Genomic DNA, 26,097 nt, shown 5'->3' with positions numbered 1-26,097 from the left:
CGGTCGTTTGCTTTCGGACGCGTGGCGCGGCATGGCGAGGAATGATCATGGATATTCGGAAGATGCAGCGCCTCATCGAGGATAATCTGTCCATCCGGCTGGCCGCGCAGACGGTTCTGGTGCGCGGCGAGGACCGTGCGGGCGGCGGAGAAGCGCCGGGAGCGGGGCAGGGGAAGGAAAAGGATGCCCCCGCCCTGCTGGAGCGGGCGGACATTCGCGCCGTGTACGCCGGGGTGGCCTCGGATACCTTCAACAAGGCGTTCGGGTATCGGGGCGGGGTACCGCTGGCGGACACGGTGGCGGCGGTGCGGTCGTTTTTCGGCGGGCATGGCGCGCCGTACACCTGGTGGCTGGGGCCGCTTTCCGGCGCGGGGGATAGGGCGGAGCAGGGGGAGGACATCCCCGCCGCGCTGGCGGCGCACGGATTTGCCGTGGGCGAAGTGGAAACGGGCATGTACCTGCCGCTGGCGGATGCGGAGCCGGACGCAGCGCCCCCCGTGCCGGGGCTGGACATCCGCCCGGCTCGTGACGCGGCGGGTGTGGCCGACTTCGCTGCGGTGTTGGCCGCCAACTGGAACCCGCCGGATGACGAGGTGTTGCGCTTCTACCGCCGCGCCGCCCCGGCCCTGTACGCGCCGGAATGCCCCGCAACGCTGCTGGTGGCGTATCTGGACGGGCAACCGGCTGCTGCGGCCGAGGTGTACCGCACCGCGTCGGGGAGTTCCCCGGCGGGGGACGCTACGCGTCTCGACGTGGCGGGCGTGTACAACGTGTGCACGCTGGAAACCTTCCGGCGCAGGGGGCTGGGCGTGGCCATTACCCGCGCCGCCTTGCTGCACGCCCGAGGGGCGGGGTGCCGCCACGCGGTGTTGCAGGCGTCCGGCGACGGGTACCGCGTCTATGCCCGCCTGGGCTTCCGCGACGTGGGGCGCTTCGTGGAGTGCGCGCCCGTGGCCTGAGGAGCACGGCAGGCAGAAGGGGGTGACGAGGGAATGCTGCGCCGGACACATCAACGACGAAAACGGGCGGGACCGCGCGCACTGCGCACTCCCGCCCGTTGCGTTCCGATGGTGCCCACCCGGAATGACCGGCCTGTCTGTCTCGTCCGGCCGGTCGGAACGGCCTACGCCGTGGGGTCCTCGTCCAGCCAGCCCTGCAATGCCTCGATGATCTTGCGGGCCTGGTCGGCGCTGGAGATGTTGAACTTGGACTGGGCGCGGTATTCGCCGCCCGTCTTCTTGTAGCGCTTCACCACGTACTTGTCCGCGCCGTAGTCTTCGGTCTTGGGATCCCACTGCCGGTAGCGGAACAGGATGGTGGTCCATGCGCCCTTGGAGAGCACGGCCTTGTCCAGTTCCTTGACCACAAGCTGGCCGTCTTCCTCGTAGTTCACTGTCAATTCTTCGATGGTCGTGCTCATGGTTTGGTCCGTCTGCGCCCGGCGAGGGGCGGAAATGCGTTATTTTTCTTGGGATCAATCAAATTTTGCCATTCTATTCGTGCTGCCGGGCGCTGCGATCACGCAGCCTCCGCGAGGGACACGAATTTCGTTCTCCGGCAAGGAAGGCGAGTTCGCCGCGATGGGAGCGCACTCTTTGGTGCGTGACCGGAGCGGCGAACGACGCCTGACGACGCAGGAGGGCGAAAGCGTGTTCCTCGCTACACTATGATGTCGTCTTCGGAGTGCTGCCCATTCTCCTCCGCCGCCGCCCAGATGCCGCCCGCGTCGCCGAAGTTGCGCTGGGCCTGCTTCAGCCCCAGGGCGAAGGCCTTGGCGTTCACCTCGCGGATCTTGGCGGGCAGGTTGGCCTCCAGGCTCTTGCGCATCACCTTGGGGTCCGCGAAGGGCAGGAGGTGCGTCACCGCGCCCATGACCATGGTGTTGATGGTCATGGGATTGCCGATCTGCTCCCTGGCCATCTGGGTGAACGGCAGGCCCAGGTACACGTTGGTGGGCGCGTGCTTGACCAGGGTGGTGTCCACCAGCAGGATGCCGGTCTTCTTGAGCAGCCGGTAGTAGCTGTTGCACGCCTCGGGGCTCAGCGCCACCAGCAGGTCCAGGCTTTCGGTCTTGGGGTAGCTGATGGGGCGCGAACTCACCACCACGTCGGCGCGGCTGGAGCCGCCGCGCGCCTCGGGCCCGTAGCTCTGGGTCTGGGTGACGTAGTAGCCGTGGCCCAGCGCCAGCGCCGAGCCCAGCAGGCGGCCCAGGGTGATCAGCCCCTGCCCGCCCAGGCCGGAAAGGCGGATCTCGAAACGGTCTATGGGTTGCGGCGCCTTCATCGGTTCTGCCCCATGAGTTTGCGTTGCAGCTCGAAGTAGCGTTCCTCAAGCCCCGGCTCGTCCACGTCGCGGAACACCCCGATGGGGATGCGCCCGTCCGCGGGCTTCCGGTCGGGCTCCTTCAGGGTTTCCACCTTCACGGTGTTGGACTTCAGCCACTTGTACATGTCCACGGCGTTGCGGAACTTGTTCTTGCGTCCGTACTGGGTGGGGCAGGGGCTGAACACCTCCACCACCGAGAAGCCGGGGTGCATGATGGCCGAGCTGATCAGCCTGTCCAGTTGGATGGCGTGGAACGAGGTGCCCCGCGCCACGTAGCTGGCTCCGGCGGCCTTGCACATGTCCGCGATGTCGAAGGCCTTTTCCAGCGACCCGAAGGGCGTGGTCATGGAAATGTCGCCCTGCGGAGTGGCCGACGAACACTGCCCGCCGGTCATGCCGTAGATCTGGTTGTTCAGGATCAGCGCGGTGACGCCGATGTTGCGCCGCGCGGCGTGGATCAGGTGGTTGCCGCCGATGGACAGCGCGTCGCCGTCGCCCATGACGCAGATGACTTTCAGCTTCGGGTTGGCCATCTTGATGCCGGTGGCGAAGGTGAGCGCCCGGCCGTGGGTGGTATGCACGGTGTTGAAATCGACGTACACGGCCATGCGGCCGGAACAGCCGATGCCCGCCACCAGCACCACGTCGTCCTTGGGCAGGCCCAGGGCGTGCACGCTGCGGATCAGCGATCCCAGCACGATGCCGTGGCCGCAGCCCGCGCAGAACACGTGGGGGAACTTCTTGTTGTGGCGCAGGTAGTCGTGGATGAGTTGGGTAACGTCCGCCATGGCCCACCTACAGTATGGCTTTCAGGATTTCGGAGGGCGTGATGATCTGCCCGTCCACCCGGTTGATGGTGCGCACCTTGGTGCGGCCGTTGTTGACCCGTTTCACCTCGCGCGACATCTGGCCCATGTTCATCTCTGGCACCACCACGGTGTGGCAGCGATGGGTCAGCTTTTCCACCGCCGGGCGCGGGAAGGGGAACAGCGTCTTCAGCGTCAGCAGCCCGGCCTTGGCCCCGCGCTCGCGGGCCTGCTCCACGGCCAGGTGGGCCGAGCGGGCCACGCTGCCATAGGCGACGACGGCAACCTCCGCGTCGTCCAGCAGGTATTCGTCGGCCATCTGGATGTCGCCGTAGTACTGGTCGATCTTGCGGAACAGGCGCAGCATGGCGTCCTTGACCTCGTCCGGCCGCTGGGTGGGATAGCCCATGATGTCGTGGGTCAACCCGGTGACGTGGGTGCGGTAGCCGGAGCCGATGGGCGCCATGGCGGGCACGCCGCGCGCCGTGTCGGCGTAGGGTTTGAACCATTCCGGCGGCACCGTGGGTTCCACGCGGGACAGGATTTCCACCTCGTCCGGGTCGGGCACGGAGATCTTTTCGCGGGTGTGGGCCGTCACCTCGTCCAGCAGCAGGATGACCGGGGTGCGGTACTTTTCGGCGAAATTGAAGGCCGTCACGGTCATTTCCAGGCATTCCTGCACGTTGGAAGCGGACAGCACGATGATGGGGTGGTCGCCGTGGGTGCCCCAGCGGGCCATCTGCACGTCGGCCTGGGCGGGGCTTGTGGGCAGGCCGGTGCTGGGGCCGCCGCGCATGACGTTGACCACCACCAGCGGGGCCTCGACCATGCAGGCGTAGCCGATGTGCTCCTGCATCAGGGCGAAGCCGGGGCCGGAGGTGGCCGTCATGGCCTTGCGGCCCGCCAGCGACGCGCCGATGGTCGCGCCCATGCTGGCGATTTCGTCTTCCATCTGGATGAACACGCCGTCCTCGATCAGGGGCAGGCGGTTGGCCATGACCTCCATGATTTCCGTGGACGGGGTGATGGGGTAGCCGGCGTAGAACGAGCACCCGGCCAGCAGTGCGCCCTCGGCCACCGCCTCGTTGCCGAGCGCGAACAGTTCGCGTCTCTTGCGTTTCTTGCGTTGCACCGCCATGGCGTCACTCTTCGGGGTTGGGGTTCGGTTCGGGCGTGGGCTCGGGCGGAGAGGCGCGGCCGTGTTCGGCCTCGGGGTCGCTCCATCCGCTGCGCGGGTCCGGCTGGCCTGGGGCGCTGCGGGTGCGCGGCTTGATGGCGATGGCGAAATCCGGACAGTGCAGTTCGCAGAAGCCGCAATTGATGCACTCGTCCTCGTTGGCCACCTCGGACTTGCCGAAGGCGTTCAGCACAAGCACCTTGGCGGGGCAGAACGCCACGCACAGGCCGCAGCCCTTGCACCAGTCGGGGTAGACACAGACGCGGGTCTGACCTTTTTGCTTCTTTGACATAGCCGCACCAATGGTGGCTTTGGGTGCAACGGAGCAGGGCGTCCGTTCCATGGTGGCCGGGCCGCTGGGGCCGGGATGATGCGGCGGTGAGAGTGCCGCCCCTGCGCGCGTTTGGGCCATCAATAAACGCAACCTCGGGTCACGGCAAGAAAAATTCGGCATGTTGCACGGTTGTGCGAACAATGGAAGCATGCCGGACGGATGGCGCGGCCTGCCCGCCGATGCAATGGCGGCGCGGCATGGGACGCCGTGCGGCCCGATACGGACGGATGGGGAAGGGGGCGGGGCACGGCGGCCACGACGCGCCGGATACGCCGGGCGGACGGTTCGGACCGGGGCGGACGTGGTTCCCGCCGGGACGACGGAACCGGCCGGGAGGGGGCTGCGGAAAGCGGCGGAAAGCGGCGGACAAATGAAACGGCGGCTTCCGAAGAAACCGCCGGTGCGTGCGTCAGATGGACCAGCTTGTAATCAGCCCCCGGAGCACTTCCGGGGGAACCCCGCGTTGCGAGGCCGTCACCACCTTTGTGGGGTACTGTTCCGCCACCTGCACAGAGCGCAGGTACAGGGCGATGATCTCGTCGGTGATCTGCAAGCGCATGCCGGAGCGCACCTGCTGCCCCAGCACCATTTCCAGCATCCTGCGGCCGGAGAAGGTGGAGATATCGGAATAGACGTACGCCATGGCGCACCCCCCTTTGGCACGAAGGCCGTGACGCCATGGCCGCGTCCCCCGCTATCGTCCGGAATGCGGTCGGGGACGGCGTCATGTCGCCGGTTCGGGGCTGCCGGTCCATGGCTGCCTGCGATGCGGGACGAAGGCGGGCGGGACGAGCCCCGTTTCTGCCTTCCATGTGACAAGAGATAGCCGCAAGCCGGGCGTCTGGCAAGGGCGTGGCCGCGAAACGCCGCGCCGGTGCATGGATTATCCGGCTGGTGGAACGGGGATTCAGTCGTCCTCGTGATTGGCTGGCTGGGAGGCGTCCGTCCTGGGATCAGCCGCCGTGGCGGCATCCGTCTTGGGATCACCCAGCAGGGCCACGGCGCACGCGCCGGGGCCGCTGTGGCAGCCCAGCACCGGCGAGGCGGGCACCACGTACAGCGGGGCCACGCCAAAGCGGGCCGTAAGTTCACGGGCGTAGCGGGCGGCGGTTTCCGGCGCGCCCACATGCGCCACGGCAAGGCGCGGGTTGGTCAGGCCGTCCATGGCCCTTTCCAGCAGGGCGAACAGCTTTTCCCCGGCGCGGCGCGGGCCGATGCCCTTGGCCGCCACCTCCACCTTGCCGCCCTGGCGCGGGTCGAAGCACAGCACCGGCTTGATGTGCAGCAGCTTGGCCACCATGCCGGTGCCCCGGCTCATGCGGCCGCCGCGCACGGCGAAGTCCAGGGTGTCCATGGAAACGTACACATGCAGGTTGTCCGCGTCGCGCGCGGCCAGGAGGGCCACCTCCGCCGCATCCATGCCCGCCCTTGCCCGGCGGGCCGCCTCCAGCACCACCAGGCCGAGGCCCACGGTCAGGGTGCGGCAGTCCACGGCGGCGATGCGCGGCGAGACCGTGCGGGCCACGGTGGCGGCAGACTGGTGGGTGCCGCTGTACATGGCCGTGACGTGCAGCGAGGCCACTTCGGCATGGGTGGCCAGCACATCCTCGTACACGGCGCGGAAATCGGCGGGCGCGGGCTGCGAGGTGCGCGCGGAACGGGAGGAGGGCAGGCGGCGGTTGAACTCGTCGGCCGAGATGCTCACCTTGTCCACGAACTCCTCGTCGTCCAGGAACAGGCGCAGGGGCACGGTGCGGATGGCGTATTCGTCCAGCAGTTCGCGCGGCAGGTCGCAGGTGGAGTCGGTGACCACGGCAGTGCCTGTGGGCGCGGGCGCGGCCTGGGGATGGGTCCCGGCCACGGCGGCCAGCAGGTCGCGGTGCTGACGCAGCATGTCCTCAGCCTTGTGGTGCGACACCTCGCCGTATTCGGCGGCGATGGCGAACACCGTGTCCGGCGTGTCGGTGTGCACGTGCACCCGGGTCACGGCCCCGGCGCCCGCCACCACGATGGAATCGCCCAGTTCCTCCAGCCGGACGCGCAACTCCTCGCGGTCGATGGGGCTGTCTGCCGCGTTGCGGATGAGGCATTCGGTGCAGAAGCCGTAGGTCAGTTCCTGCACGGCCACCCGTTCCTGGGCTTCGCCGAGGGTGGGGCTGCCGCCGTCGCCGTCCGGGACATCCGCCGCGTCCGCCGCGTCCGTTGCGCCGGGGACGTCTGATGCCTCGGCCGCCTGCCGCCGCCGGTTGATGGTGCCGCGCTCGGTGAATTCCACGATGCCTTCCAGCAGGTACACGAAGCCGAGGCCCCCGGCGTCCACCACGTCGGCGGCCTTGAGCGCGGCCAGCTTTTCGCGCGTTTCCTGCACCGACTGGCGGGCACGGTCCAGCGAATCGTGCAGCAGGTGATGGAAATCCTTGTAGGAGTGGCAGTTGGCGCGCAGGTGGTCGGCCCAGTCGCGGATGACCGTGAGGATGGTGCCCTCCTTGGGGTGGGCGATGGCCTCCACGGCGCGGCGCGCGGCCAGCGACGCGGCCTCGGAGAAGTCGCGGGGGCTGACGCGCGACAGGTCCTTCACCCCTTCCGAAAACCCGGCCAGGAACTGGGCCAGGATGACCCCCGAGTTGCCCCGCGCGCCCATGAGCGCGGATTCGGCCACGATGGAACTCATGCGGCCGATGGAGCTTTCCGGTGTGGCCGAGGTGGAGGCCACGATGGACTTCATGGTGCCGGCCATGTTGCTGCCCGTGTCGCCGTCCGGCACGGGAAACACGTTGATGGCGTTGAGATGGCCGTGCTTTTCGATGAGGCGGCGCGCGGCGGCGCGCACCACCCGGCGGAAGCGGATGCCGTCGAGATAGCTGATGCGCGAGGGCTGCGCCTGGCTCTCGGAATCTCGGGCGGCCTCGCGGGAGGGCCCGGTGGATGTTCCGGAAGAGTCTTGGGGCTGGGTCTGCCTGTCCTGCAAGTGGAGTCGCTCCTGGCGGGGCAAGTATGGGTGTGGATGCGCGGAGTACGGCGGAATGCGGCCGGGAACGCCCTGCCGGCATGCCCGCCCCCCGGCGGCGCGTTAGCTATAATGGAGTTGCCGTGCCACTGCAACATTGTTGTAACATTGTGTAATGGAAGGGAAACACCATCTTCCGGCACTAGAGGGGCGCGCGGGGCGGCCACGGAACCGGCCCCCCGGCGTTGACGCGAAGGCCCGGCCGTGCGACATGCTGCCGGGACGTGCCCCACACATTCCGTACCCGCGCATTCCTCCTCCGGCCACCCGGCCGGGACTCCCCTTCGGCATCATTCCCGGACAACGCACCGCATCCACATACCGCATGGGATATTCATGAATCTCGACCAGAAGCGCTGCATCATCTTCGACCTGGACGGCACGGTGTACCTGGGCGACCGGCCCATCCCCGGCACGGTGGACTTCATCCGCCGCAACCTGGGGGTGCGCGACATCCAGTTCCTGACCAACAACACCTCAAAGAACCTTGCCGACTACACGGCCAAGCTGGCGGGCATGGGCATCCACATCGGGCTCGACCGCATGCTGTCGCCGCTGCTGCCGCTGGTGGATCATCTGCGGGAACAGGACATCACCCGCGTCTACCCGGTGGGCAACGCCAATTTCACGGCCTTCCTGCGCGAACGCCTGCCCGAACTGGTGTTCACCGCCGGGGACGACTGCCAGGCCGTGCTGCTGGGCTACGACACGGAACTGACCTACCGCAAGCTTGCGGAATCGTGCCTGCTGCTGCAACGGCCAGAGGTGGCCTTCCTGGCCACCCATGCCGACAAGGTGTGCCCCTCGCCGCAGGGTCCGCTGCCCGATGCGGGCAGTTTCATCGCACTGTACGAGGCGGCCACCGGACGCACGCCGGACGTGGTGTTCGGCAAGCCCAACACCATTCTGCTGCGTTCGCTGCTCACGCGCTACCAGCCCCACGAGATGGCCATGGTGGGCGACCGCATCTACACGGACAAGCTGCTTGCGGAAAACGCCGGTATGGATTTCATCCTGGTGCTCAGCGGCGAAACCCGGCGCGAGGATCTTGCCGGGCTTGCACGGCAGCCCGCGCTTGTAGTGGATGACCTGGGGGGATACTGACCCTCGGGGCTTCCGGAACGGGCATCCGCGTGGTCATGCATGGCGTAACGGTAACGTCGCTTGCGCGGGCATGCGCATGTCCGGCAGAATGCCGCCATGCGCCCGTCCCGCCGTGTCCGGTCCATGTCTGGCCCACATCCCGTCCATGTCCCGTCCATGTCCCGTCCATGTCCTGTCCATGCCGGGCGGATGCCCGGCGGACAGAAAATGCTTTGAGAACAAGCCTTGCTGGATTATAATACGACGATTTTGCGGCGTTTCGGTGACGAGGATGAGACGCCGCAAGGGCCGATCATTCCAACGTCAACGCCATATCTAGGAGAAGGCAATGACAAAGAAGTGGATGCAGTTGCTGCTCGCTCCGGTCGTCCTGGCCGCGGGCCTGTGCGTCATGACCGCCGACATCGCCAAGGCCGCCGACGAGTGCGCGAACCGTGGCGCGCTGGACGCCATGTTCTGCGACGACAACAAGGACCTGGTGGCCGATACCCCCAAGGACAAGGGGAAGTGGAAGGATCCTGGCACGCTGGTGTTCACGTACACCCCCGTTGAAGACCCCGCCGTCTACAAGGATGCCTTCGCCGACTTCCAGGCCTACCTGGAAAAGAGGACCGGCAAGAAGGTCATCTACTACACCGTGCAGTCCAACGCCGCCGAAGTGGAGGCCATGCGCTCCGGCCGCCTGCACATCGCGGGCTTTTCCACCGGCCCCACCTGCTACGCCGTCAACCTGGCGGGCTACGTGCCCATCGCCGTCAAGGGCGACGCCGAAGGCTTCCAGGGCTACCGCCTGCTGATGATCGTGCGCAAGGACAGCCCCTTCCAGACCCTGGCCGACCTGAAGGGCAAGAAGGTGGCGCACACCTCCGCTTCTTCCAACTCCGGCAACCTGGCCCCGCGCGCCATCTTCCCCAAGCTGGGCCTGACCCCCGAAAAGGACTACACCGTGGTCTATTCGGGCAAGCACGACCAGTCCATCCTGGGCGTGGGCTACGGCGACTACGACGCCGCCCCCGTGGCCGGCGACGTGTTCAAGCGCATGGCCCAGGCCGGGCGCATCAGCGAGGCCGACTACCGGGTCATCTGGCAGAGCGACGTGTTTCCCACCTCTTCGTTCGGCTACGCCCACGACCTGAACCCCGATCTGGTGAAGAAGATCGTCGACGCCTTCCACGAATACCGCTTCACCCCCGAAATGCAGAAGACCTTCGGCGGGGCCGACCGGTTCTTCCCGGTGACCTACCAGAAGGACTGGGCGGTCATCCGCGAAATCGCGGAAGCCAACGGCGAAACCTTCAACCAGTCCGGTCTGCAGAAGATCGCGGAGAAGGAAGCTGCCGAGGCCGCCAAGAAGAAGCAGGAAGCCGAAGCCAAGAAGCAGTAGCGATTCCGGATGGCGGGTGCCGGGCGTCGGGCCCGGCCCCGCCCTGTCGTCCGTCGGCAGAAGGGGTGCCGCCGCCGTGGCCGCGCAGTGCGCGCGGGCCGTGCGGCCATCCGGTCATCAGGTCCGGGCGCATGCCCGGATTTTCCCGTCCGCATTCCGGGGGGTGCACCGCGCGGTGCACGGCGGAGTGCAGCGGGGCGTTCCGCCGGGACGCGCCATGCCTGTCGGCAATACGTTCGTCGCGCGCCGTGACATGCGCCGGGCAATGCCCGGCCGCCGCCGTGCCGCGCCATCACCCGCAGCATTGGGAACCAGCACCGTGCACAAGGAAACCGAGTCCTCTACCACTGCCCGCCGCCCCGCCTGCAGCGCGGGCGACAAGTCGCTCGTCGTCGAGAACCTGCGCAAGGAATACACGCGCGGCAAGCCCGTGCTCAAGAACATCAGCCTGACCGTGGCCGGGCAGTGCACCACCGCCATCATCGGCCCGTCCGGCACCGGCAAGAGCACGCTGCTGCGCTGCATCAACCGGCTCATCGAGCCCACGTCCGGGCGCATCCTGGTCAGCGGGCAGGACATCTGCGCGCTGCGCGGGGCCAACCTGCGCGCCGCGCGCAGGCGCATCGGCATGGTGTTCCAGGAATACAACCTGGTGGAACGCCTGTCGGTGATGGAAAACGTGCTCTGCGGCCGCCTGGGCTACATTTCCCCGTGGCGCGCCTGGCTGCGCAAGTTCCCGCAGGAGGACATCGACCGCGCCTACGACCTGCTGGACATGGTGGGGCTGACCGAATTCGCCCGCGCCCGCGCCGACGAGCTTTCCGGCGGGCAGCGCCAGCGCGTGGGCATCGCCCGCGCGGTGATGCAGCAGCCGCACATCCTGCTGGCGGACGAGCCCACCTCGTCGCTGGACCCCAAGACCTCGGTGGAGATCATGGAACTCCTGCGCGAGGTGGCGGCCGTCAACGACATCCCCGTGCTGGTGAACATCCACGACGTGTCGCTGGGCCGCCGCTTCGCCGACAGGGTGGTGGGCATGTCCAAGGGCGAGGTGGTCTTCGACGGCGTGCCCGGCGACCTGACCGACGCCCACCTCAAGCTCATCTACGGCGGCGAGGACTGGCTGGCATGAGCGCTGCAACCGTCGCCCGTCCCGCGCCCTTCGCGGTCAACTGGTGGTCCCGCCTGGGCTACCTGCTGGCCGTGCTCTACTGTCTGTACGCGCTGTCCATCCTGGACATTTCCTGGGACCGGCTGCTGGCGGGCCTGGACAACGGCGCCCGCTTCCTGGGGGCCATGTTCCCGCCGGAGTTCAAGCGCTGGAAGCTGCTGATCGACAACCTGCTGGAGTCGTTGCAGATAGCGCTCATCTCCTCGCTGTTCGGGGTGCTGGTCTCGCTGCCGGTGGGGCTGGCCGCCTCGCGCAACCTGATGCCCGACTGGCTGACCTGGCCCGCGCGCGCCTTCATCGCCGTGTGCCGCTCGTTCCACCCGGTGATCTTCGCCATCCTGTTCGTGAAAGCCGTGGGCTTCGGCCCGCTGGCGGGCATCCTGACGCTGATCTTCGCGTCCATCGGCTTCGTGGCCAAGCTGTTCGCCGAGGCCATCGAGGAAATCTCGCTGAAGCCGGTGGAGGCCGCGCGGGCGGCGGGAGCGCCGTTCCTTTCGGTGCTGACCTTCGCCGTGCTGCCGCAGGTGCTGAACCGGTTCATCGGCTTTTCCACCTACCAGGTGGACTCCAACCTGCGCAACTCGACCATGATCGGCATCGTGGGCGCGGGCGGCATCGGCGGCACCCTGGCCGCCGCCTTCCAGCGCTTCGACTACAGTTTCGTGTGCGCCATCCTGTTGGCCATCATCGCCCTGATCATGGTTTCCGAGTACGTGGCGGTGCGGGTGAAGGGGGTGTTCCAATGAGCGCGGCGCGCACCTGGCAACGCTTCACCCCGGCGGAGCGCATGGCGCGCTTCACGGTCTTCCTCGTCGCGGGCATCCTGCTGGCGTGGTCGTTCCGCACGGTGGAGATCATCCCCGAGTTCCTCATGGACGCCCCGGAGCAGGTGGCCGACCTGTTCAAGCGCATGTGGCCGGTGGACTACGCCTACTACGAGCGCGGTGTGCACGCGGTGCTCATGGAAACGCTGCATATCGCCACGCTGGGCACCATCATGACCCTGGGCGTGGCCATTCCCGTGGGCATCATGGCCGCCAGCAACGTGTGCCGCGTGCCCGCGCTGAACTGGCTGGCCACGTTCATCCTGGTCTCGTCGCGTTCGGTCAACACGCTGGTCTGGGCGCTGCTGTTCGTGGCGGTGTTCGGCCCCGGCACGCTGGCGGGCACGGTGACCATCGCCGTGCGCTCCATCGGCTTCGTGGGCAAGCTGTTCGGCGAGGCGCTGGAGGAATCCGCCCCCGGCCCCATCGAGGCGCTGCGCGCCTCCGGCGCGCCGTGGATCAGCGTGTTCCTGAAGGGGTACTGGCCGCAGGTGTCTCCGGCGTTCTGGGGCATCGCCCTGTTCCGCTGGGACATCAACGTGCGCGAATCCTCGGTCATCGGCCTGGTGGGGGCGGGCGGCATCGGCATGGCCCTGGACGAGGCGCTCAACCTGTTCCATTGGGACCGCGTGGCGCTTATACTGGTATGCATCTTCGCGGTGGTGGTCATCGCGGAGGTGTTCGTCACCCATATTCGCAAGCGTATTATTTAAGCGCGGCGCGATGTTCACGGGGCGGCGAAAGCCGCCCCTTTCATTTACGGCAAGCCGATTGCCCCGCCGGAGCGGGGCGGGAGGAACCCATGGAACGACTGAAGGGAAAGCGCGTCCTCATGTTCGTGGACGACGTGTATGAAGACCTGGAACTGTGGTACCCCAAGCTGCGCCTGATCGAAGAGGGCGCGGAAGTGGTGGTGGCCGGGCCGGAGAAGGGCCGCACCTATGCGGGCAAGAACGGCTACCCCTGCAAGGCGGACGCCGCCATCGCCGACATGGACGACGCCGGGTTCGACCTGCTGGTCATCAGCGGCGGTTTCGCCCCGGACAAGCTGCGCCGCGACCCCAAGGTGCTGGAACTCACCCGCCGCATGCACGAGGCGGGCAAGGTGGTGGCCCACATCTGCCATGCCGGGTGGATTCCCATCTCGGCGGGCATCATGCGCGGGTTTCGCTGCACCTCCACCCCCGGCATCAAGGACGACCTGGTCAACGCCGGGGCCATCTGGGAGAACGCCGAGGTGGTGGTGGACCGCAATCAGGTGAGCAGCCGTAAGCCCGACGACCTGCCCGCGTTCTGCAAGGCCATCATCGAACTGGCGGCGAAGTAGGCTGCGTCCCTAAGCCAGCCGCCACGCGGCCAGCGCCAGCATCAGGCAGCTGACGGCGGCCCCGCCCGCGAACACGGCGGGCAGGTCGCCCCCGGCGTAGAGCAGTCCGAACAGCAGCGGGGCGATGGTCTGGCCCAGGCGCAGCAGGGTGCCGTTGACGGCCATGATGGCGGCGCGCTGCTGGGTGGGGGCCAGCGAGGTCATCATGGTGGACAGGTTGGGCAGGTTCAGTCCCTGGGCCATGCCGAAGCACAGCACTGGCCCCAGCAGCCACCACAGGCCGGGCATCAGCGGCAGGAGCAGCATGGCCACTGCGTACAGCACGTGGCTGAGCATGATCAGCCGCCGGGCCGGGAACCGTTCCGACAGCCGCCCCAGTTGCGAGGCGATCATGGCCGTGCCCAGCGAGGACACGGCGAAGATGGCTCCGATGCGCGATGGCGCGGCGTGGAAGCGCGTGTCCGCCAGCACCGGAAAGAAGGTGACCATGGGGCCGTACAACTGCACGAAGGTGAGCAGCGAGAGCCCGAACAGCACCAGCGCGCGGGGCGAAAGCGCGATGCGCAGGGTGGAGCGGAAGTAGTCGCCAAGCGTCTGCGTGGCGCGCGAGGCGGGCAGGCGCAGGCGCGCGGCGGCCAGCATCAGCGGCAGCACGGCCAGCGGCAGCAGGAAGGGCGCGTTCCAGCCCAGTTCCGCCAGCAGGCCGCCCACGGCGGGAAAGATGGCCGTGCCCAGGCTGAGCACCCCGGCGTTGTAGCCCATGGCGCGCACCCGGTCGTTGCCCTCGTACAGGTCGCCGATGAGGGTGGTGTACAGCACGCCCAGCGGGGCCGCGCCAAGGCCCTGCACGAAGCGGCAGGCCAGCAGGGCGGGCAGTCCGTGCGCGAAGAAGCAGGCGGTGCCGCCCAGCGTGAACAGGGCCATGGCGGGCAGCAGCACGCGCTTGCGGCCCAGGCGGTCGGCCAGCACCCCCGCGATGGGGGCCAGCACGATGCCGGGCAGGGTGAACGCCGTCAGCACCAGCCCCACCGAGGCCAGCGGGATGTCCAGTTCGCGCGCCATGAGCGGCAGTGCGGGCATGACGCTGGAAACGCCCATGATTACCGTGAGGGTGATGCCGAAGATGGTGTGCAGGTTCCTGTCGCGCAGCAGCGGGTGCATCGGGCTTCCGTGGGCGGTCGAATGTTGGGCGGGTTCTACGCCCGTCCGCGCGGCAAGGTCAAGGCAGATGGGTGGGCACGGGCGCATCCTGCCGCCATTGTTGCATCGGCGGCGGTTACCGGATAGGAAGTCCGAAGGAGCCGGCACCCTGCCCCCGCCATGTGGCGAGGGGCGTGCACGGGCCACGCGGGGGCAACCGCATCCAGCATACGCGAGGGGAAAAGGTGATGCAGCCGGTGGATCCGGAAGGCTTGAGGGTGCGCTGCCCCTACTGTCACAAGGTGTTCATGATGCGCAAGAAACTACCGGCGTCGGAAACCGCCAGGATTCGGGTGAAATGCCCGAACTGCCGCGAGGAAGTGCTGTTGCCCGGCGAGGTGCTGGTGCAGGCCTGCAAGGACGGCGCGGGGAAGTAGCCCGCACGAAGCCCCGGCATCAGACGATGCCGGGGCTTCGTGCGTTTTCGCGTGATGGCGTGATGCGCGCCCCTAGCGCTTGCGCTTCTGCCTGAAGGCGTCCTTGGCCAGCCTGCCCAGTTCGGCCAGGCGGCGGTCCACCTTGTCGTACAGGGTGCCGGGGGTGAACGTGGAGTCGGCGCGCATGCGCCCGGCGGGCATGCCGGTGAGCAGTTCCATGGCCTCGGTGATGTGCGCCACCGGCCAGATGGAGAAGCGCCCCTCGTTCACGGCGGCCACCACTTCCTGCTTCAGCATCAGGTGGGCGATGTTGTCGCGCGGCAGGATAACGCCCTGTTCGCCGGTCAGCCCGTGGCGGCTGCACACCTCGAAGAACCCTTCCACCTTGCGGGTCACGCCGCCCACGGCCATGATCTGGCCGGACTGGCTGACCGCGCCGGTGAAGGCCAGCGAAAGCCGGATGGGCACGTCGGCGATGGCCGAGAGCAGCGCCGCCAGTTCCGCGCCCGAGGCGGAATCGCCCTCGATGCCCGCGTAGCTCTGCTCGAAGCACAGGCTGCCGGTCATCACCAGCGGCTTGGTCCGCGCGAACTGGCTGACCAGGTAGCTTTTCAGGATCATCATGGCCTTGGTGTGGATGGGCCCGCCAAGCTCGGCCTCGCGCTCAAGGTCGATGATGCCCCCGTGCCCCACGCCCACGGTGCAGGATATCTGGTGCGGCAGGCCGAACTCGAAGTCGCCGTACCAGGTCACCGACAGGCCGTTCACGCGGCCCACCTCGCTGCCGCTGGTGCGCACCTTGATCAGTTCGCGGTCGTACTCGTCCATGAAGTTCTGTTCGACCAGGTTGGCGCGGTAGGTGCGGGCCACCATGGCGTCGTGCAGGGTGGTGCGGTCCACCAGCGGGCTGCCCTTCATGGAGGCCAGGGCCGATGCCTCGATCATCAGTTCGCGCAGCACCGGGAATTTCAGGGACAGCTTGCGCTGGTCCTCGATGATGCGCGAGCCGTAGTCCACCAGGCCCGCCATGGCGTCGCGGTCGAAGGGCAGCAGCTTCGCCTCGTCGATGATCCGGGCGATGCGCGAAAGGTACACCTTGACCCCGTCGGCGTTGCGCTCGGTGGCCTCGGTGAGGTGCGCCTTGATCTTGAACAGCTTGGGAAAGCGGTCGTCGTTGACCAGGAGCGTCTCGTACATCTCCTCGGTGCCCACCAGCACCACCTTCAGGTTCAGGCGCAGCGGTTCCGGCTCGATGCCCTTGGTCTTGGTGGATTCCTGCCCGTCCCCCGCGTCCTCTATGCGGGCCTGGCCGGAGCGCAGGGCGCGCAGCAGCCCTTCCCAGGCGCTGGGGTAGGACAGGATGTCCTCCATGTGCAGCACCAGGAAGCCGCCGTTGGCCTTTTGCAGCGAGCCCGCCTTGACCAGGGTGAAGTCCGTGACCAGCGCGCCCATTTCCGATTCGCGCTCGATGCACCCCAGCAGGTTCGACAGCGTGGGGTGGTCGTCCACCACGATGGGCGCGCCGTGGGTTTCGCTGTTGTCCACGAATACGTTGATGTCGTAGCGGAACGAGGTGTCCTCCGGCGGCGGGCCAAGGTCCGGCTGCTGCTGCGGATGGGTGGGCAGGTCGCGCTGCACGAAGCCTTCGATGTTGTCCAGGATGTCCTCGCGCATGTCGGCGAAGAAGCGCTTCAGTTCGTCGCACGGGCAGGACTTGGCGAACTTGTCCGCCAGCGGCGTCAGGAACTGGTCCAGCACCTCGCGCACCACTTCCTTTTCCAGGGTGCGTTCGTCCTCCACGAAGTCCTGTTCGGCGCGGGTCAGCTTGCGCATCAGGCCGGTCATGGCCTGCAACAGCCGGTCGCCCTTCAACTTCAGGCTCTTGCGCAGGGTGGCGTCGAGCTTTTCGTACTCGTCCTCGCTGAGGCGCTTGCCCTCCACGATGGGGTACAGGGTCAGGCTGCCGGAGTCGTCCATGTCCAGGTTGAAGCCTTCGCCCCCGGCCACTGTGTCCATTTCCTTGAACAGCTTGGCGCGCTGGGTCTGGAACTTGTCCAGCAACACGGTGCGCTTGCGCACGAAGGCGTCGTGCTCGAAGCGGCTGGGCGCCTCCTTGCGGGCCTTGGACAGGGCCTGGGTGAGGGCGGTGCGCAGCTTGCGCCCCTGCCCGGCGGGCAGCGCGATGAGGCGCGGCTTGTCCGGGTCCTCGAAATTGTAGACGTGGACGAGGTCCGGCGGGGTGTCCATCTTGCGGGCGCGCGGCGCAAGGTACTCGCGCAGCATGTAGGTGCGGCCAAGGTTGGCCTCTCCCGAAAGGTAGACGTTGTAGCCGCCGTCACGGATGTGCAGGGCCAGTTCCAGCGCCTGCAACACGCGGGGCTGGGGGGTGCGGCGCATGCCGTTGCGCGGCGGGCGCGGAATGGCGTCGCTGGTCTCCCACGCGATGCGGGCGGGGTCGAGCGTGGCGCGAAGGCGGGCGGCGGGCAGCGGGGAAACCTTGGTCATGATGCTCCTGCACGGCGAAGGGCTTGATGGAACGCCAGCCCCGGCGCGAGGGGCCGGGTTTCCCAGCCTAGCCTGTTGCCCCGCGCTTGTCACGTCCCGCAGGGTTTGTCAGCCGGGGCAGGAACGGCTATCATCCGCGCCATGACCGCAGCCCAGTTCCCGCGGCAGCGCCGCGGGGCGGCGGTGCGCGGCGCGGAACCCCGCCCGCAAAGGAGCATCATGAGCGACACCTGCGTACTCTTCTTCGTCAAGTATCCCGAGCCGGGCGCGGTGAAGACGCGCCTTGCGTCCGTCATGGGCGCGGAGCCCGCCGCCGCCATGTACCGCCATTTCGTGCAGGACATGCTGGCCGAACTGGCCCACGTGAAGGCCGACCTGCGCATCTGTTGCGACACGGGCACGGTCCCCGGCGGGGCGGGCGGTGCGGACGATCCGCTGGCCGCCTGCAAGGCGTGGCTGGGGCCCCGGCACGCCTGCCAGCCCCAGCGGGGCGACGACCTGGGCGCGCGCATGCGCACGGCCCTTGCCGATGCGTACGGCGCGGGATACGAGCGCGTGGTGGTGCTGGGCAGCGACATCCCCGACTTTCCGCACGAACTGGTGCAGAAGGCCCTGGACGATCTGGACCTGCACGACGCGGTCATCGGCCCCGCCTTCGACGGCGGGTACTACCTGATAGGCTTCCGGCGCGACAGGTTCCTGCCCGGCGTGTTCGAGGGCATGGAGTGGGGCGGCGCGACGGTGTACGCCGCCACCATGGAACGGCTGGAGGCCGCCCGGCTGGACGTGGTGCGCCTGCCGGAATGGAACGACGTGGACACCATGTGGGACCTCAACGTGCTGTACCGCACCAACCGCAACAGCTCGTTCCGCAAGTCGTCGTCCTACGCGGCCATGCGCGAGCACGACGCGCTGATCCGCCAGTACGACATGGAACTGCCCGTGTGGGCACGGGAAACGGAATCCGGCAAATGAACCCTGCTTCGCTTCTGATGCGCGCGGCATTGTGCGGCGGCCTGCTGGCCCTGCTGCTGTGCGTTCCCCGTCATGCTCCGGCCGCCGACGCCGCGTCTGCGGCTTCTCCGTTCCCCGCGCCCACACCCGGCGCCGACGGCGGCACCGCGGACGCCGGAGAGCCGGAAAAGCCCAGGAAGGCCAAGGCGTTCAGCACGCTGGTCATCTACTTCGAGAACGACCTGTTCGGCGGCACCGACCAGTACTACACCAATGCGGTGCAGGCCCGGTTCGTCTCGCCCGACCTCAAGACCCTGTCCGACGACGAAATGCTGCCCGACCTGCTGGACGGCCTCATCGAGCGCCTGCCCTTCGCGGGCGACCCGGACGCCCAGTACAACGTCAGCGTGGCCTTCGGGCAGGCCATCTACACCCCCTCCGACACCCAGGTCCGGGAATACATTCCCGGCGACCGGCCCTATGCGGGGTTCCTGTACGGGGCCATCGGCCTGCACGCCAAGAAGGGCGACCGCATGGACACCCTGCAATTCACCGGAGGCATCGTGGGGCCTTCGGCGCGGGGAGAGACGGCCCAGAACGAAGTGCACGAGTTGCGCCACATCCCCACGGCAAAGGGGTGGGACAACCAGTTGCACGACGAGCCGGGGCTGATGCTGAGCTGGCAGCGCAACTGGCGGCTGAACCCCGCATCCACCGGGCGCGGCTTCGGCTGGGACGTGTTGCCCCGCGCGGGGGCCACGGTGGGCAACGTGCTGACCCAGGCCAACGTGGGGGCCGAGATGCGCTTCGGCTGGAACCTGCCCGGCGACTTCGAGACCTCGCTGATCCGGCCCGGCGGCGGCATCGAGGCCCCCACCGATGACGCGGACCCCCGCGTGCGCGAAAGCTGGGGCTGGTACCTGTTCGCCGGGGCCGACGGCCGGGCGGTGGGTCACGACATCTTTCTGGACGGCAACACCTTTCGCGACAGCCACGACGTGGACAAGAAGCACTTCGTGGCCGACCTTTCCGGCGGTCTTGCGGTAATCATCGAAGGGGTGCGCATAACCTACACCCACGTCTACCGCACCGAGGAATTCGTGGGGCAGGACCGGGGCCAGCACTTCGGCTCGCTGACCGTGGGGGTGTCGTTCTAGTCACACGGCCGGCGCGCGCCCATCCGGGCGGGCAAAGCCAGCGCACGCACGGGGCGTTCCGCAGGGAACGCCCTTCTTTTTTTGCCGGGGGGCCGTTTCGCCTCCCTTCGTCCTTCCCTTTCTGTCGCCAATCCTCCTTTTTGTCCGCTCCACATGGCCGAGCCCGCACCGGCAGCCGGTTTGCCATGCCATGATTTATAACAGTGATTGCCCGTACCGGGCTGGCTACAATATTATAGACAAAAAAGTAGGCGAGATGGGCAGGTTACTCGGAAGACTCGTCAGAGAGGCACGCCGTGAACGGATGGTTGGCGGCAAGATCCTGTCCATCCGCCAACTGGCGGACCGTTTGGGGGTGCACCATTCCTACCTCAGCCGCATCGAGCGGGGGGACGACGTCTGCCTGAAGCCGGAGCGGTTGATGCATCTGGCCGATCTGCTGGGGGTGGACAGATATTTCATGCTGGCGGTGGCGGGCATCGTGCCCGAGAAATTGCGCGAAGCCATCTACGAGCATCGCGATGGGTTCGGCATGTTCATCCGTTGCGTCCTGCGTGACGAGGATCTTCCGGCCGAGCCGGATGGCGTGGCGGCCCCGTCCAGACAGCCGTACTGGCGCATTCCGTACGCCGATGACGCGGAACTGCTGCACGGCCTGGTGGCCGCCATGACGCGGGAAGGGTGGATCGTCTCGCGGATGGCCCAGGACCGCATGGCTACACAGTTGTCCACATGCGATCTGCCGTTCTGCGACATGGATCTGCGGCGCGGCGTCGTCGCCACGGCCGGGGTGCGCAGCCTGCGGGTGTTCCCGGCGCGGCGTGGCGCGGGAGGCGGCGTGGCCCTGGTCCACCGCTCCCGATGCACGGTGACCGGCAAGCTGGGCGTCATGGTGTCCATGCTGCACAGGATGCGCCATGCCATGGGGGCGCGGGTCCGGGTGGTGGACGGCTTCGGCATGGTCGTCTTCGACAGCAACGAGGATGCCCCGTTGCCCGAAGACGCCCCGGATGAGGCACCGGATGATGCCCCGGCGGCCGCGCCCGAAGGCGGCCCCGAAGGCAGGCCCGCGCCGCGCATCATCTTCGAGAGGATGGCGCGGCGTCTCAACGGCACGCACGAAAGCCGCCAACGTCACGAAAGGACGCTGCGCAAGCTGGCCATGTCCGCCCATGCGTTCTTTCCGTGGGATGAGATGGAAGCGTTTTCCTACATCATACTGCTGCGGCATTGATACGCCGCCGGGCCCGGTCCTGCGGCGTCACGGGTTCCACCACAATCAGCAAGTCGGGGGATTCATGAACAACGTCAGCGTCGGTCTAAGATTGATAGCGGGATTCATTTTTGTGTCGCTGCTCACGCTGGTCACCGCCGGTTCCGGGTATCTGGCCATCGAGAACGCCAGCGAAAGCCTGCGGCGGTCCAACGAGGAAATGCTGCCCGCCGTGGCCCACACGGGCAGCATCGAACTGGCCATGCGCGGCATAGTGGTGGCCCAGCGCACCCTGATGATGGAGCGCCTGTCCAGGGCCGACCGCGAGCGCCAGCGCGAGGACATCCGCCTCGCGCGCGAGGTCATCGCCAAATCCAGGGGGGAGATGGAGCGGCTGCACCTTTCGGCGGCCGTGCAGGAAAAGTGGACGGCCTTCACCGTCACGCTGGACTCCGTGCGCGTCACCAACGACGAAATCATGGCCGCCATCCAGGAATGGGAGCGGGACATCGCCGACGAGGGCCGCATGGACAGGGCGGCGGAAATGGTCACCGGCAAGGGCGTGCAGGCCAATGTCCGGCTGGCCGAGGCCGCCGCGGCGGTGCAGGAGGCCGTGCGGTCGGAGGCCCGCGCCGCCCGTGTGGAAAACGCGGCAGAAGCGCGCAGGGCGCACAACACCGCCGTCATGGTGGCCATCGGCGCGCCGTTGCTCTCGCTGCTGCTCGGCGTGGTCATCCTGCGGTCCATCACCCGCCCGCTGGGGGGTGCGGTGTCGTTCGCGCAGTTGGTGGCCGGGGGCAACCTGAACGCGGACCTTGCGGTGCGCGGGCGTGACGAGATCGGCCAACTGGCCGACGCCCTGCGGGTGATGGTGGACACCTTGAAGGCCAAGATCGCCGAGGCCGAGGACAAGAGCGAGCAGGCTGCCCGCAAGGAGCAGGAAGCGCTGGCCGCCATGCGCGAGGCGGAAGAGGCCCGCAGGCAGGCGGAAAACGCCAAGCGCGAGGGCATGTTGCAGGCCGCCACGCGGGTGGAGGGCGCGGTGGAGGTGGTGTCGTCCGCGTCAGAGGAGCTTTCGGCCCAGATAGAGCAGGCCGACCGGGGGGCGGAGGAACAGGCCAAGCGCGTTTCCGAGACGGCCACGGCCATGGAGGAAATGAACGCCAGCGTGCTGGAGGTGGCCCGCAACGCCGGGAACACCGCCGAGGTCTCCGACACGGCGCGCACCAAGGCCGCCCACGGCGCGGCCCTGGTGGAGCGGGTGGTGGGCAACATCGACTCGGTGCGGCGGCAGTCGCTGGACCTCAAGACGGACATGGAGGATTTGGGACGCCAGGCGGAGTCCATCGGGCAGATCATGAACGTGATCAGCGACATCGCGGACCAGACCAACCTGCTGGCCCTGAACGCGGCCATCGAGGCGGCAAGGGCCGGTGACGCCGGGCGCGGCTTCGCCGTGGTGGCCGACGAGGTGCGCAAGCTGGCCGAAAAGACCATGCAGGCCACCGTGCAGGTGGGCGAGGCCATCCGGGGCGTGCAGCAGGGCACCCGCAAGAACATGGAGAACGTGGACCGCTCGGTGCAGGGCATCGAGGAGGCGACGCAACTGGTGCGCGAATCGGGCGAGGCGCTGGACGAGATCGTGCGGCTGGTGGAGACGGCCAGCGATCAGGTGCGCTCCATCGCCACGGCCTCGGAGCAGCAGTCCTCGGCCAGCGAGGAGATCAACCACGCCGTGGAGCAGGTCAGCACCATCTCCGCCGAGACGGCGCAGGCCATGCGCGAATCGGCGCGGGCCGTGTCCGCGCTGGCGGAGCAGGCCCAGGTGCTGAAGCGCCTGGTGGACGAGATGAAGGCGGCGTAGCCGCACGGGGCGTCAATGGAAGGCGTCATCTGACGGCATCAAAAACAACGCGGGCCGCCCTTCCTTGCCGGAGGGGCGGCCCGTCGTGCTTGCAAGCATTGTCCGCTTGGTGAAGCAGGCCATCAAGGTTCAGAGCGTATTCCCAAAGCAGGATTTTCGTTCGTTGGCAAGGAAAACGAGCCTGCCATGAGGGAGTATACTCTTATCGTATTCGACCGATATGGCAGGCGAAGTTTGACGAAGCCAACGGACGAAAAGACGCTTTGGGGCCTAGCCCACGGCCTCGCCGCTGCCGTACACCTCGGCCAGGATTTCCCCCGCGCCGTCGGCCACCAGTTGCGCCGCCAGGTCCAGGCCGGTCTTGCGGGCGGCTGCGCCGTCGGGGGCGCTGGAGCCGTTCACCGTGCGGCGGATCACCCGCGCGCCGGTCAGGTCGGCCACCAGCCCTTCCAGGGCGAAGGTGGCGTCACCGGTCATCACCGCGTGCCCGGCGATGGGCACTTGGCAGCCGCCCTGCAACCCGGCCAGGAAGCCGCGCTCGGCCTCCACGCGGATGCGGGTGGGGGTGTGCTCCATGAAGGCCAGCAGTTCGCGCAGGTCGGCCCCGTCGGTTCGGTCATCCCGGAACTCGATGCCCAGCGCCCCCTGGCCCACGGCGGGCAGGAAGGCGGGCGGGCCCAGCACTTCGCTTTTGGGTGCCGAAAGGCCGAGACGCTTCATGCCTGCCGTGGCCATGATGATGGCGTCGAACTGGCCTTCGGAAAGTTTGCGCAGGCGGGTGTCCACGTTGCCGCGCAGGGACACCACGTTCAGGTCCGGGCGCAGGGCCAGCAGTTGCGACTGGCGGCGCAGGCTGCTGGTGCCCACGGTGGCCCCGTGGGGCAGGGCGGCCAGCGAGCCGTGATGGACGGACAGGAAGGTGTCGGACGGCTCCTCGCGCTCGGGGATGATGCCCAGCACCAGCCCTTCCGGCAGTTCCATGGGCACGTCCTTCATGCTGTGCACGGCAAGGTCGGCCCGGCCGTCCAGCAGCGCCTCCTCTATTTCCTTCACGAACAGGCCCTTGCCGCCCACCTTGGCCAGCGGCACGTCGAGGATGATGTCCCCACGGGTCTTCAGCACCAGCAGTTCCACCGAAACGCCGGGGTGACGGCCCTCGATGCGGGATTTGACGTGTTCGGCCTGCCACAGGGCCAGCTTGCTGCCACGGGTGGCGATGACGAGTTTCTTCATGTGATTGCGCGCGGTGAGAGGATGATGGCGTGGGCGTGGCCCGTTAGCCGCAGGTGGAGCAGTTCCCGCCCGAACACCCGGAGCAGCCGCCACGGCTGGACTTGGGGAAGGTCACGGTCTGCCCCACGCGCGAGGGCGCGGGCATCTTGAAGCAGGCGCAGGACAGCTGCTTTTCGGTGCGTGCGGAACCGCAGGCGGGGCAGGGGGGCACGTCGTCCCCGAAGACGAGTTCCTCGAACTTCTTGCCGCAGGCGGTGCATTCGTATTCGTAGATGGGCATGATGCGTGTCTCCTCCAAAGGCGGTGCGAAAGACTGCCCCGCTGTACCGCCAGCCCCGTGCCATGCGGGGCCGCGCGGCGCGGGGCGGAAATGTGCCGGGCGTGCGCCGTGCCGGAAGGGGCGGGCCGTTCCGGCGTCTATTCTGGTGTGCTGCCTTCCAGATATGGTTGCAGGGCCAGCACGTTCTCGAACAGGAAATGGTCGGTCAGCTGGCACAGCAGGTGGCCCACGGTGATGTGGATTTCCTGCACCAGCGGGGTACGCCGGTCGGAAACGTCCAGCAGGTAGTCGCACAGCGGGGCCATTTCGCCGCCGCCACGCCCGGTCATGCCCACGGTGGTCACGCCCTTTTCGCGCGCGGCCTTCAGCGCCAGCACTACGTTGGGGCTGTTGCCCGAGGTGGAAATGCCCACCAGCATGTCGCCTGCCTGGCCCAGCGCCTGCACCTGCTTCTGGAACACCTGCTCGAAGCCGTAGTCGTTGCCGATTGCGGTAAGTATCGAGGTGTCGGTGGTCAAGGCCAGCGCGGGCAGGGGCGGGCGCTCCATCATGAAGCGGTTGACGAATTCGGCGGCCAGGTGCTGGGCGTCGGCGGCGCTGCCGCCGTTGCCGCAGAACATGATCTTGCGGCCGCGCGCAAGGGTGAGGGCCATTTGGCGGGCCAGTTCCACCACGTGGTCGGCGTGTTGCTGGAAATAGCGTTCGCGAAGCCTGGCGCCTTCGGCGGCGTGCTCGAGCACGATCTGGCGGGCGGTGTCGGTCATGGAGCGGTGGATACCTCTGCGGCGGCCGTGCGGCCAACCCGTGGATGTTGCGGAACCACTCGGCAGTATACCAAATGGCCGGACGTGACAACCGTGGGACGCGCCGGGGCCGCGACCGTGCGTGTGGTTATTCCTTGAAGGCGCGGGCGGTTTCCTCTAGGAACACTCCATGCACACCGCGCTTCGCTTCATTCTCATCGTCACCAAGTCGGGCCACCGCGAGGCGGAGGCCCTTGGCGAACGCATGCGCGCCTGGCTGGCCGCGCGCGGCCTTGCGGCGCAGGTGGTGGAGAACACCGGCGACGCCGTGTCCCGGGCCGTAGCCGCGCGGGAATGCAGCCTGGCCCTGGTGCTGGGCGGCGACGGCACCATCCTTGGCGTGGCCCGGCGGCTGCTGGGCACCGGGGTGCCGCTGCTGGGGGTGAACCTGGGCAAGGTGGGCTTTCTGGCCGAGGTTTCCGCCACCCGCTGGGAAGCCAGCCTGGAACGGCTGCTGTCCGGCGGCGTCACCGCGCACGAACGGCTGGCCCTGTCCTTCCGCGTGGAGCGCGACGGCGTGACGGTGCATTCCGGCGGCGCGGTGAACGACGTGGTCATCAATCGCGGCATCCTGGCGCGGGTCATCAACCTGGACCTGCGGGTGGGCTCCGAACGGCTGGGCGAACTGCGCGCCGACGGGCTGATCGTCTCCACCCCCACCGGGGCCACGGGGTATTCCGTGTCCGCGCGGGGGCCGCTGGTGCACCCGCAACTGCACGTGTACACGGTGACGCCCATCTGCCCGTTCCTGAACAACCTGCTGCCGCTGGTGCTGCCCGGCGAGGCCCGTCTTACGGTGACGGTGCGCGACCGCACCACAGAGGTCTACCTGACCCAGGACGGGCAGGAGGGCTACGCCCTTCAGGCGGGCGACGTGGTGCACGTGGAGCGCGCGCCCGGCGGCATGCTGTTCGCCGCCATCGAGGAACTTTCGTACTACCGCAAGCTGAAGGCCAAGGGGTTCATCAAGGATCAGGCTTAGGGGCCGGGCGCCAGCCCGGTGCCTGCCGCCCGCGCCTCCCGCTGTCCACGGCCGTCCCCCGGACATCGCG

General features: G+C 67.8%; 26 protein-coding genes. 14 read left to right on the top strand and 12 right to left on the bottom strand.

Going from position 1 to position 26,097, the window contains the following annotated elements:
* Nucleotides 1-47: 47 nt before the first annotated feature.
* Nucleotides 48-959, top strand: a complete 912-nt coding sequence (locus ACR4XJ_RS04515) for a GNAT family N-acetyltransferase (protein WP_434754077.1) — start codon at nucleotides 48-50, stop codon at nucleotides 957-959.
* A 164-nt stretch (nucleotides 960-1,123) separates the two neighbouring features.
* Here ACR4XJ_RS04515 and ACR4XJ_RS04510 read toward each other — a convergent pair whose 3' ends face one another.
* A complete protein-coding gene (locus tag ACR4XJ_RS04510; RefSeq protein ID WP_434754076.1) occupies nucleotides 1,124-1,420 on the bottom strand; it encodes a hypothetical protein in 297 nt (98 codons plus the stop codon).
* A gap of 34 nt (nucleotides 1,421-1,454) precedes the next feature.
* On the opposite strand from ACR4XJ_RS04510, the gene ACR4XJ_RS04505 reads away from it, so the two are divergent.
* The gene (locus ACR4XJ_RS04505; protein ID WP_434754075.1) at nucleotides 1,455-1,670 is read left to right on the top strand and encodes a hypothetical protein; all 216 of its coding nucleotides are present in this window, start codon (nucleotides 1,455-1,457) and stop codon (nucleotides 1,668-1,670) included.
* Here ACR4XJ_RS04505 and ACR4XJ_RS04500 read toward each other — a convergent pair.
* From ACR4XJ_RS04500 to ACR4XJ_RS04475, 6 genes are all read right to left on the bottom strand, one after another.
* Nucleotides 1,660-2,283, bottom strand: a complete 624-nt coding sequence (locus ACR4XJ_RS04500; RefSeq protein ID WP_434754074.1) for a 2-oxoacid:acceptor oxidoreductase family protein — start codon at nucleotides 2,281-2,283, stop codon at nucleotides 1,660-1,662. The two genes, ACR4XJ_RS04505 and ACR4XJ_RS04500, sit on opposite strands and share 11 nt — an antisense overlap.
* On the bottom strand, nucleotides 2,280-3,113 hold the full coding sequence (locus ACR4XJ_RS04495) for a 2-oxoacid:ferredoxin oxidoreductase subunit beta (protein ID WP_434754073.1): 834 nt from the start codon (nucleotides 3,111-3,113) through the stop codon (nucleotides 2,280-2,282). Before ACR4XJ_RS04495 ends, ACR4XJ_RS04500 begins: the two co-directional genes overlap by 4 nt.
* A gap of 7 nt (nucleotides 3,114-3,120) precedes the next feature.
* A complete protein-coding gene (locus tag ACR4XJ_RS04490) occupies nucleotides 3,121-4,269 on the bottom strand; it encodes a 2-oxoacid:acceptor oxidoreductase subunit alpha (RefSeq protein WP_434754072.1) in 1,149 nt (382 codons plus the stop codon).
* 4 nt (nucleotides 4,270-4,273) lie between these two features.
* Complete coding sequence (locus ACR4XJ_RS04485; RefSeq protein WP_434754071.1) at nucleotides 4,274-4,600, bottom strand: 4Fe-4S dicluster domain-containing protein; 327 nt, start codon at nucleotides 4,598-4,600, stop codon at nucleotides 4,274-4,276.
* A gap of 451 nt (nucleotides 4,601-5,051) precedes the next feature.
* Entirely contained in the window at nucleotides 5,052-5,285 is a 234-nt protein-coding gene (locus ACR4XJ_RS04480) for a hypothetical protein (protein WP_333505323.1), read from the bottom strand.
* Between the two features lie 264 nt (nucleotides 5,286-5,549).
* Nucleotides 5,550-7,610, bottom strand: coding sequence for a DAK2 domain-containing protein (locus ACR4XJ_RS04475; RefSeq protein WP_434754070.1), 2,061 nt, complete (start codon nucleotides 7,608-7,610; stop codon nucleotides 5,550-5,552).
* A 375-nt stretch (nucleotides 7,611-7,985) separates the two neighbouring features.
* Here ACR4XJ_RS04475 and ACR4XJ_RS04470 point away from each other — a divergent pair, with 375 nt between their 5' ends.
* The 6 genes from ACR4XJ_RS04470 (at nucleotide 7,986) to ACR4XJ_RS04445 (ending at nucleotide 13,459) form a co-directional block, all read left to right on the top strand.
* Nucleotides 7,986-8,753 (top strand): HAD-IIA family hydrolase, encoded by a 768-nt coding sequence (locus ACR4XJ_RS04470; protein ID WP_434754069.1) that lies wholly within the window; start codon nucleotides 7,986-7,988, stop codon nucleotides 8,751-8,753.
* Between the two features lie 328 nt (nucleotides 8,754-9,081).
* Nucleotides 9,082-10,137 carry a phosphate/phosphite/phosphonate ABC transporter substrate-binding protein gene (gene phnD / locus ACR4XJ_RS04465; RefSeq protein WP_434754068.1) on the top strand — a complete coding sequence of 352 codons (1,056 nt, stop codon included), beginning with the start codon at nucleotides 9,082-9,084 and terminating at the stop codon, nucleotides 10,135-10,137.
* Between the two features lie 319 nt (nucleotides 10,138-10,456).
* A complete protein-coding gene (gene phnC / locus ACR4XJ_RS04460) occupies nucleotides 10,457-11,269 on the top strand; it encodes a phosphonate ABC transporter ATP-binding protein (RefSeq protein ID WP_434754067.1) in 813 nt (270 codons plus the stop codon).
* Entirely contained in the window at nucleotides 11,266-12,054 is a 789-nt protein-coding gene (gene phnE / locus ACR4XJ_RS04455) for a phosphonate ABC transporter, permease protein PhnE (RefSeq protein WP_434754066.1), read from the top strand. Before phnC ends, phnE (ACR4XJ_RS04455) begins: the two co-directional genes overlap by 4 nt.
* Nucleotides 12,051-12,845 (top strand): phosphonate ABC transporter, permease protein PhnE, encoded by a 795-nt coding sequence (gene phnE / locus ACR4XJ_RS04450; protein ID WP_434754065.1) that lies wholly within the window; start codon nucleotides 12,051-12,053, stop codon nucleotides 12,843-12,845. The genes phnE (ACR4XJ_RS04455) and phnE (ACR4XJ_RS04450) overlap by 4 nt, the downstream gene beginning before the upstream one ends.
* An 89-nt stretch (nucleotides 12,846-12,934) precedes the next feature.
* Nucleotides 12,935-13,459, top strand: coding sequence for a type 1 glutamine amidotransferase domain-containing protein (locus ACR4XJ_RS04445; protein WP_434754064.1), 525 nt, complete (start codon nucleotides 12,935-12,937; stop codon nucleotides 13,457-13,459).
* A 9-nt stretch (nucleotides 13,460-13,468) separates the two neighbouring features.
* Here ACR4XJ_RS04445 and ACR4XJ_RS04440 read toward each other — a convergent pair whose 3' ends face one another.
* Nucleotides 13,469-14,620, bottom strand: a complete 1,152-nt coding sequence (locus ACR4XJ_RS04440) for an MFS transporter (RefSeq protein ID WP_434754063.1) — start codon at nucleotides 14,618-14,620, stop codon at nucleotides 13,469-13,471.
* A 227-nt stretch (nucleotides 14,621-14,847) separates the two neighbouring features.
* Between ACR4XJ_RS04440 and ACR4XJ_RS04435 the strand changes: the two genes are divergently transcribed.
* On the top strand, nucleotides 14,848-15,036 hold the full coding sequence (locus ACR4XJ_RS04435; protein ID WP_434754062.1) for a hypothetical protein: 189 nt from the start codon (nucleotides 14,848-14,850) through the stop codon (nucleotides 15,034-15,036).
* A gap of 72 nt (nucleotides 15,037-15,108) precedes the next feature.
* Here the strand turns inward: ACR4XJ_RS04435 and ACR4XJ_RS04430 are convergent, their stop codons facing one another.
* Nucleotides 15,109-17,541 carry a Lon protease family protein gene (locus ACR4XJ_RS04430; RefSeq protein ID WP_434754061.1) on the bottom strand — a complete coding sequence of 811 codons (2,433 nt, stop codon included), beginning with the start codon at nucleotides 17,539-17,541 and terminating at the stop codon, nucleotides 15,109-15,111.
* Between the two features lie 219 nt (nucleotides 17,542-17,760).
* Here ACR4XJ_RS04430 and ACR4XJ_RS04425 point away from each other — a divergent pair, with 219 nt between their 5' ends.
* From ACR4XJ_RS04425 to ACR4XJ_RS04410, 4 genes are all read left to right on the top strand, one after another.
* Nucleotides 17,761-18,516 carry a TIGR04282 family arsenosugar biosynthesis glycosyltransferase gene (locus tag ACR4XJ_RS04425; RefSeq protein ID WP_434754060.1) on the top strand — a complete coding sequence of 252 codons (756 nt, stop codon included), beginning with the start codon at nucleotides 17,761-17,763 and terminating at the stop codon, nucleotides 18,514-18,516.
* On the top strand, nucleotides 18,513-19,652 hold the full coding sequence (locus ACR4XJ_RS04420) for a lipid A deacylase LpxR family protein (RefSeq protein WP_434754059.1): 1,140 nt from the start codon (nucleotides 18,513-18,515) through the stop codon (nucleotides 19,650-19,652). Before ACR4XJ_RS04425 ends, ACR4XJ_RS04420 begins: the two co-directional genes overlap by 4 nt.
* Nucleotides 19,653-19,842: 190 nt before the next feature.
* Nucleotides 19,843-20,886 (top strand): helix-turn-helix domain-containing protein, encoded by a 1,044-nt coding sequence (locus ACR4XJ_RS04415; RefSeq protein ID WP_434754058.1) that lies wholly within the window; start codon nucleotides 19,843-19,845, stop codon nucleotides 20,884-20,886.
* Nucleotides 20,887-20,950: 64 nt separating this feature from the next.
* The gene (locus ACR4XJ_RS04410; RefSeq protein WP_434754057.1) at nucleotides 20,951-22,729 is read left to right on the top strand and encodes a methyl-accepting chemotaxis protein; all 1,779 of its coding nucleotides are present in this window, start codon (nucleotides 20,951-20,953) and stop codon (nucleotides 22,727-22,729) included.
* 270 nt (nucleotides 22,730-22,999) lie between these two features.
* On the opposite strand, the gene hemC is transcribed toward ACR4XJ_RS04410, so the two are convergent.
* The 3 genes from hemC to ACR4XJ_RS04395 form a co-directional block, all read right to left on the bottom strand.
* Nucleotides 23,000-23,962 carry a hydroxymethylbilane synthase gene (gene hemC / locus ACR4XJ_RS04405; RefSeq protein WP_434754056.1) on the bottom strand — a complete coding sequence of 321 codons (963 nt, stop codon included), beginning with the start codon at nucleotides 23,960-23,962 and terminating at the stop codon, nucleotides 23,000-23,002.
* A 43-nt stretch (nucleotides 23,963-24,005) separates the two neighbouring features.
* The gene (locus ACR4XJ_RS04400; RefSeq protein WP_333505339.1) at nucleotides 24,006-24,242 is read right to left on the bottom strand and encodes an FmdB family zinc ribbon protein; all 237 of its coding nucleotides are present in this window, start codon (nucleotides 24,240-24,242) and stop codon (nucleotides 24,006-24,008) included.
* Between the two features lie 137 nt (nucleotides 24,243-24,379).
* Nucleotides 24,380-25,006 carry a D-sedoheptulose 7-phosphate isomerase gene (locus ACR4XJ_RS04395; protein ID WP_434754055.1) on the bottom strand — a complete coding sequence of 209 codons (627 nt, stop codon included), beginning with the start codon at nucleotides 25,004-25,006 and terminating at the stop codon, nucleotides 24,380-24,382.
* Nucleotides 25,007-25,175: 169 nt separating this feature from the next.
* Here ACR4XJ_RS04395 and ACR4XJ_RS04390 point away from each other — a divergent pair, with 169 nt between their 5' ends.
* Nucleotides 25,176-26,027, top strand: coding sequence for an NAD(+)/NADH kinase (locus ACR4XJ_RS04390; protein ID WP_434754054.1), 852 nt, complete (start codon nucleotides 25,176-25,178; stop codon nucleotides 26,025-26,027).
* Nucleotides 26,028-26,097: the final 70 nt, after the last annotated feature.

It is taken from the genome of Nitratidesulfovibrio sp. D1, assembly GCF_051133415.1.
Classification (GTDB): Bacteria; Desulfobacterota; Desulfovibrionia; order Desulfovibrionales; family Desulfovibrionaceae; genus Cupidesulfovibrio.
The sequence above is the reverse complement of the archived record's forward strand: the minus strand, read 5'-3'. Positions and strand labels throughout refer to the sequence as shown.

Excerpts from the sequence above, each read along its gene's own strand:
- ACR4XJ_RS04515 (WP_434754077.1), top strand. The coding sequence starts at position 48 with ATGGATATTCGGAAGATGCAGCGCCTCATCGAGGATAATCTGTCCATC.
- hemC (WP_434754056.1), bottom strand. The coding sequence starts at position 23,962 with ATGAAGAAACTCGTCATCGCCACCCGTGGCAGCAAGCTGGCCCTGTGG.
- phnD (WP_434754068.1), top strand. The coding sequence starts at position 9,082 with ATGACAAAGAAGTGGATGCAGTTGCTGCTCGCTCCGGTCGTCCTGGCC.
- ACR4XJ_RS04500 (WP_434754074.1), bottom strand. The coding sequence starts at position 2,283 with ATGAAGGCGCCGCAACCCATAGACCGTTTCGAGATCCGCCTTTCCGGC.
- ACR4XJ_RS04435 (WP_434754062.1), top strand. The coding sequence starts at position 14,848 with ATGCAGCCGGTGGATCCGGAAGGCTTGAGGGTGCGCTGCCCCTACTGT.
- ACR4XJ_RS04480 (WP_333505323.1), bottom strand. The coding sequence starts at position 5,285 with ATGGCGTACGTCTATTCCGATATCTCCACCTTCTCCGGCCGCAGGATG.
- ACR4XJ_RS04430 (WP_434754061.1), bottom strand. The coding sequence starts at position 17,541 with ATGACCAAGGTTTCCCCGCTGCCCGCCGCCCGCCTTCGCGCCACGCTC.
- ACR4XJ_RS04510 (WP_434754076.1), bottom strand. The coding sequence starts at position 1,420 with ATGAGCACGACCATCGAAGAATTGACAGTGAACTACGAGGAAGACGGC.
- ACR4XJ_RS04400 (WP_333505339.1), bottom strand. The coding sequence starts at position 24,242 with ATGCCCATCTACGAATACGAATGCACCGCCTGCGGCAAGAAGTTCGAG.
- ACR4XJ_RS04490 (WP_434754072.1), bottom strand. The coding sequence starts at position 4,269 with ATGGCGGTGCAACGCAAGAAACGCAAGAGACGCGAACTGTTCGCGCTC.
- ACR4XJ_RS04415 (WP_434754058.1), top strand. The coding sequence starts at position 19,843 with ATGATTTATAACAGTGATTGCCCGTACCGGGCTGGCTACAATATTATA.
- ACR4XJ_RS04470 (WP_434754069.1), top strand. The coding sequence starts at position 7,986 with ATGAATCTCGACCAGAAGCGCTGCATCATCTTCGACCTGGACGGCACG.
- ACR4XJ_RS04410 (WP_434754057.1), top strand. The coding sequence starts at position 20,951 with ATGAACAACGTCAGCGTCGGTCTAAGATTGATAGCGGGATTCATTTTT.
- ACR4XJ_RS04445 (WP_434754064.1), top strand. The coding sequence starts at position 12,935 with ATGGAACGACTGAAGGGAAAGCGCGTCCTCATGTTCGTGGACGACGTG.
- phnE (WP_434754066.1), top strand. The coding sequence starts at position 11,266 with ATGAGCGCTGCAACCGTCGCCCGTCCCGCGCCCTTCGCGGTCAACTGG.
- ACR4XJ_RS04425 (WP_434754060.1), top strand. The coding sequence starts at position 17,761 with ATGAGCGACACCTGCGTACTCTTCTTCGTCAAGTATCCCGAGCCGGGC.
- ACR4XJ_RS04495 (WP_434754073.1), bottom strand. The coding sequence starts at position 3,113 with ATGGCGGACGTTACCCAACTCATCCACGACTACCTGCGCCACAACAAG.
- ACR4XJ_RS04420 (WP_434754059.1), top strand. The coding sequence starts at position 18,513 with ATGAACCCTGCTTCGCTTCTGATGCGCGCGGCATTGTGCGGCGGCCTG.
- ACR4XJ_RS04505 (WP_434754075.1), top strand. The coding sequence starts at position 1,455 with ATGCGTTATTTTTCTTGGGATCAATCAAATTTTGCCATTCTATTCGTG.
- ACR4XJ_RS04395 (WP_434754055.1), bottom strand. The coding sequence starts at position 25,006 with ATGACCGACACCGCCCGCCAGATCGTGCTCGAGCACGCCGCCGAAGGC.
- phnE (WP_434754065.1), top strand. The coding sequence starts at position 12,051 with ATGAGCGCGGCGCGCACCTGGCAACGCTTCACCCCGGCGGAGCGCATG.
- ACR4XJ_RS04485 (WP_434754071.1), bottom strand. The coding sequence starts at position 4,600 with ATGTCAAAGAAGCAAAAAGGTCAGACCCGCGTCTGTGTCTACCCCGAC.
- ACR4XJ_RS04440 (WP_434754063.1), bottom strand. The coding sequence starts at position 14,620 with ATGCACCCGCTGCTGCGCGACAGGAACCTGCACACCATCTTCGGCATC.
- ACR4XJ_RS04390 (WP_434754054.1), top strand. The coding sequence starts at position 25,176 with ATGCACACCGCGCTTCGCTTCATTCTCATCGTCACCAAGTCGGGCCAC.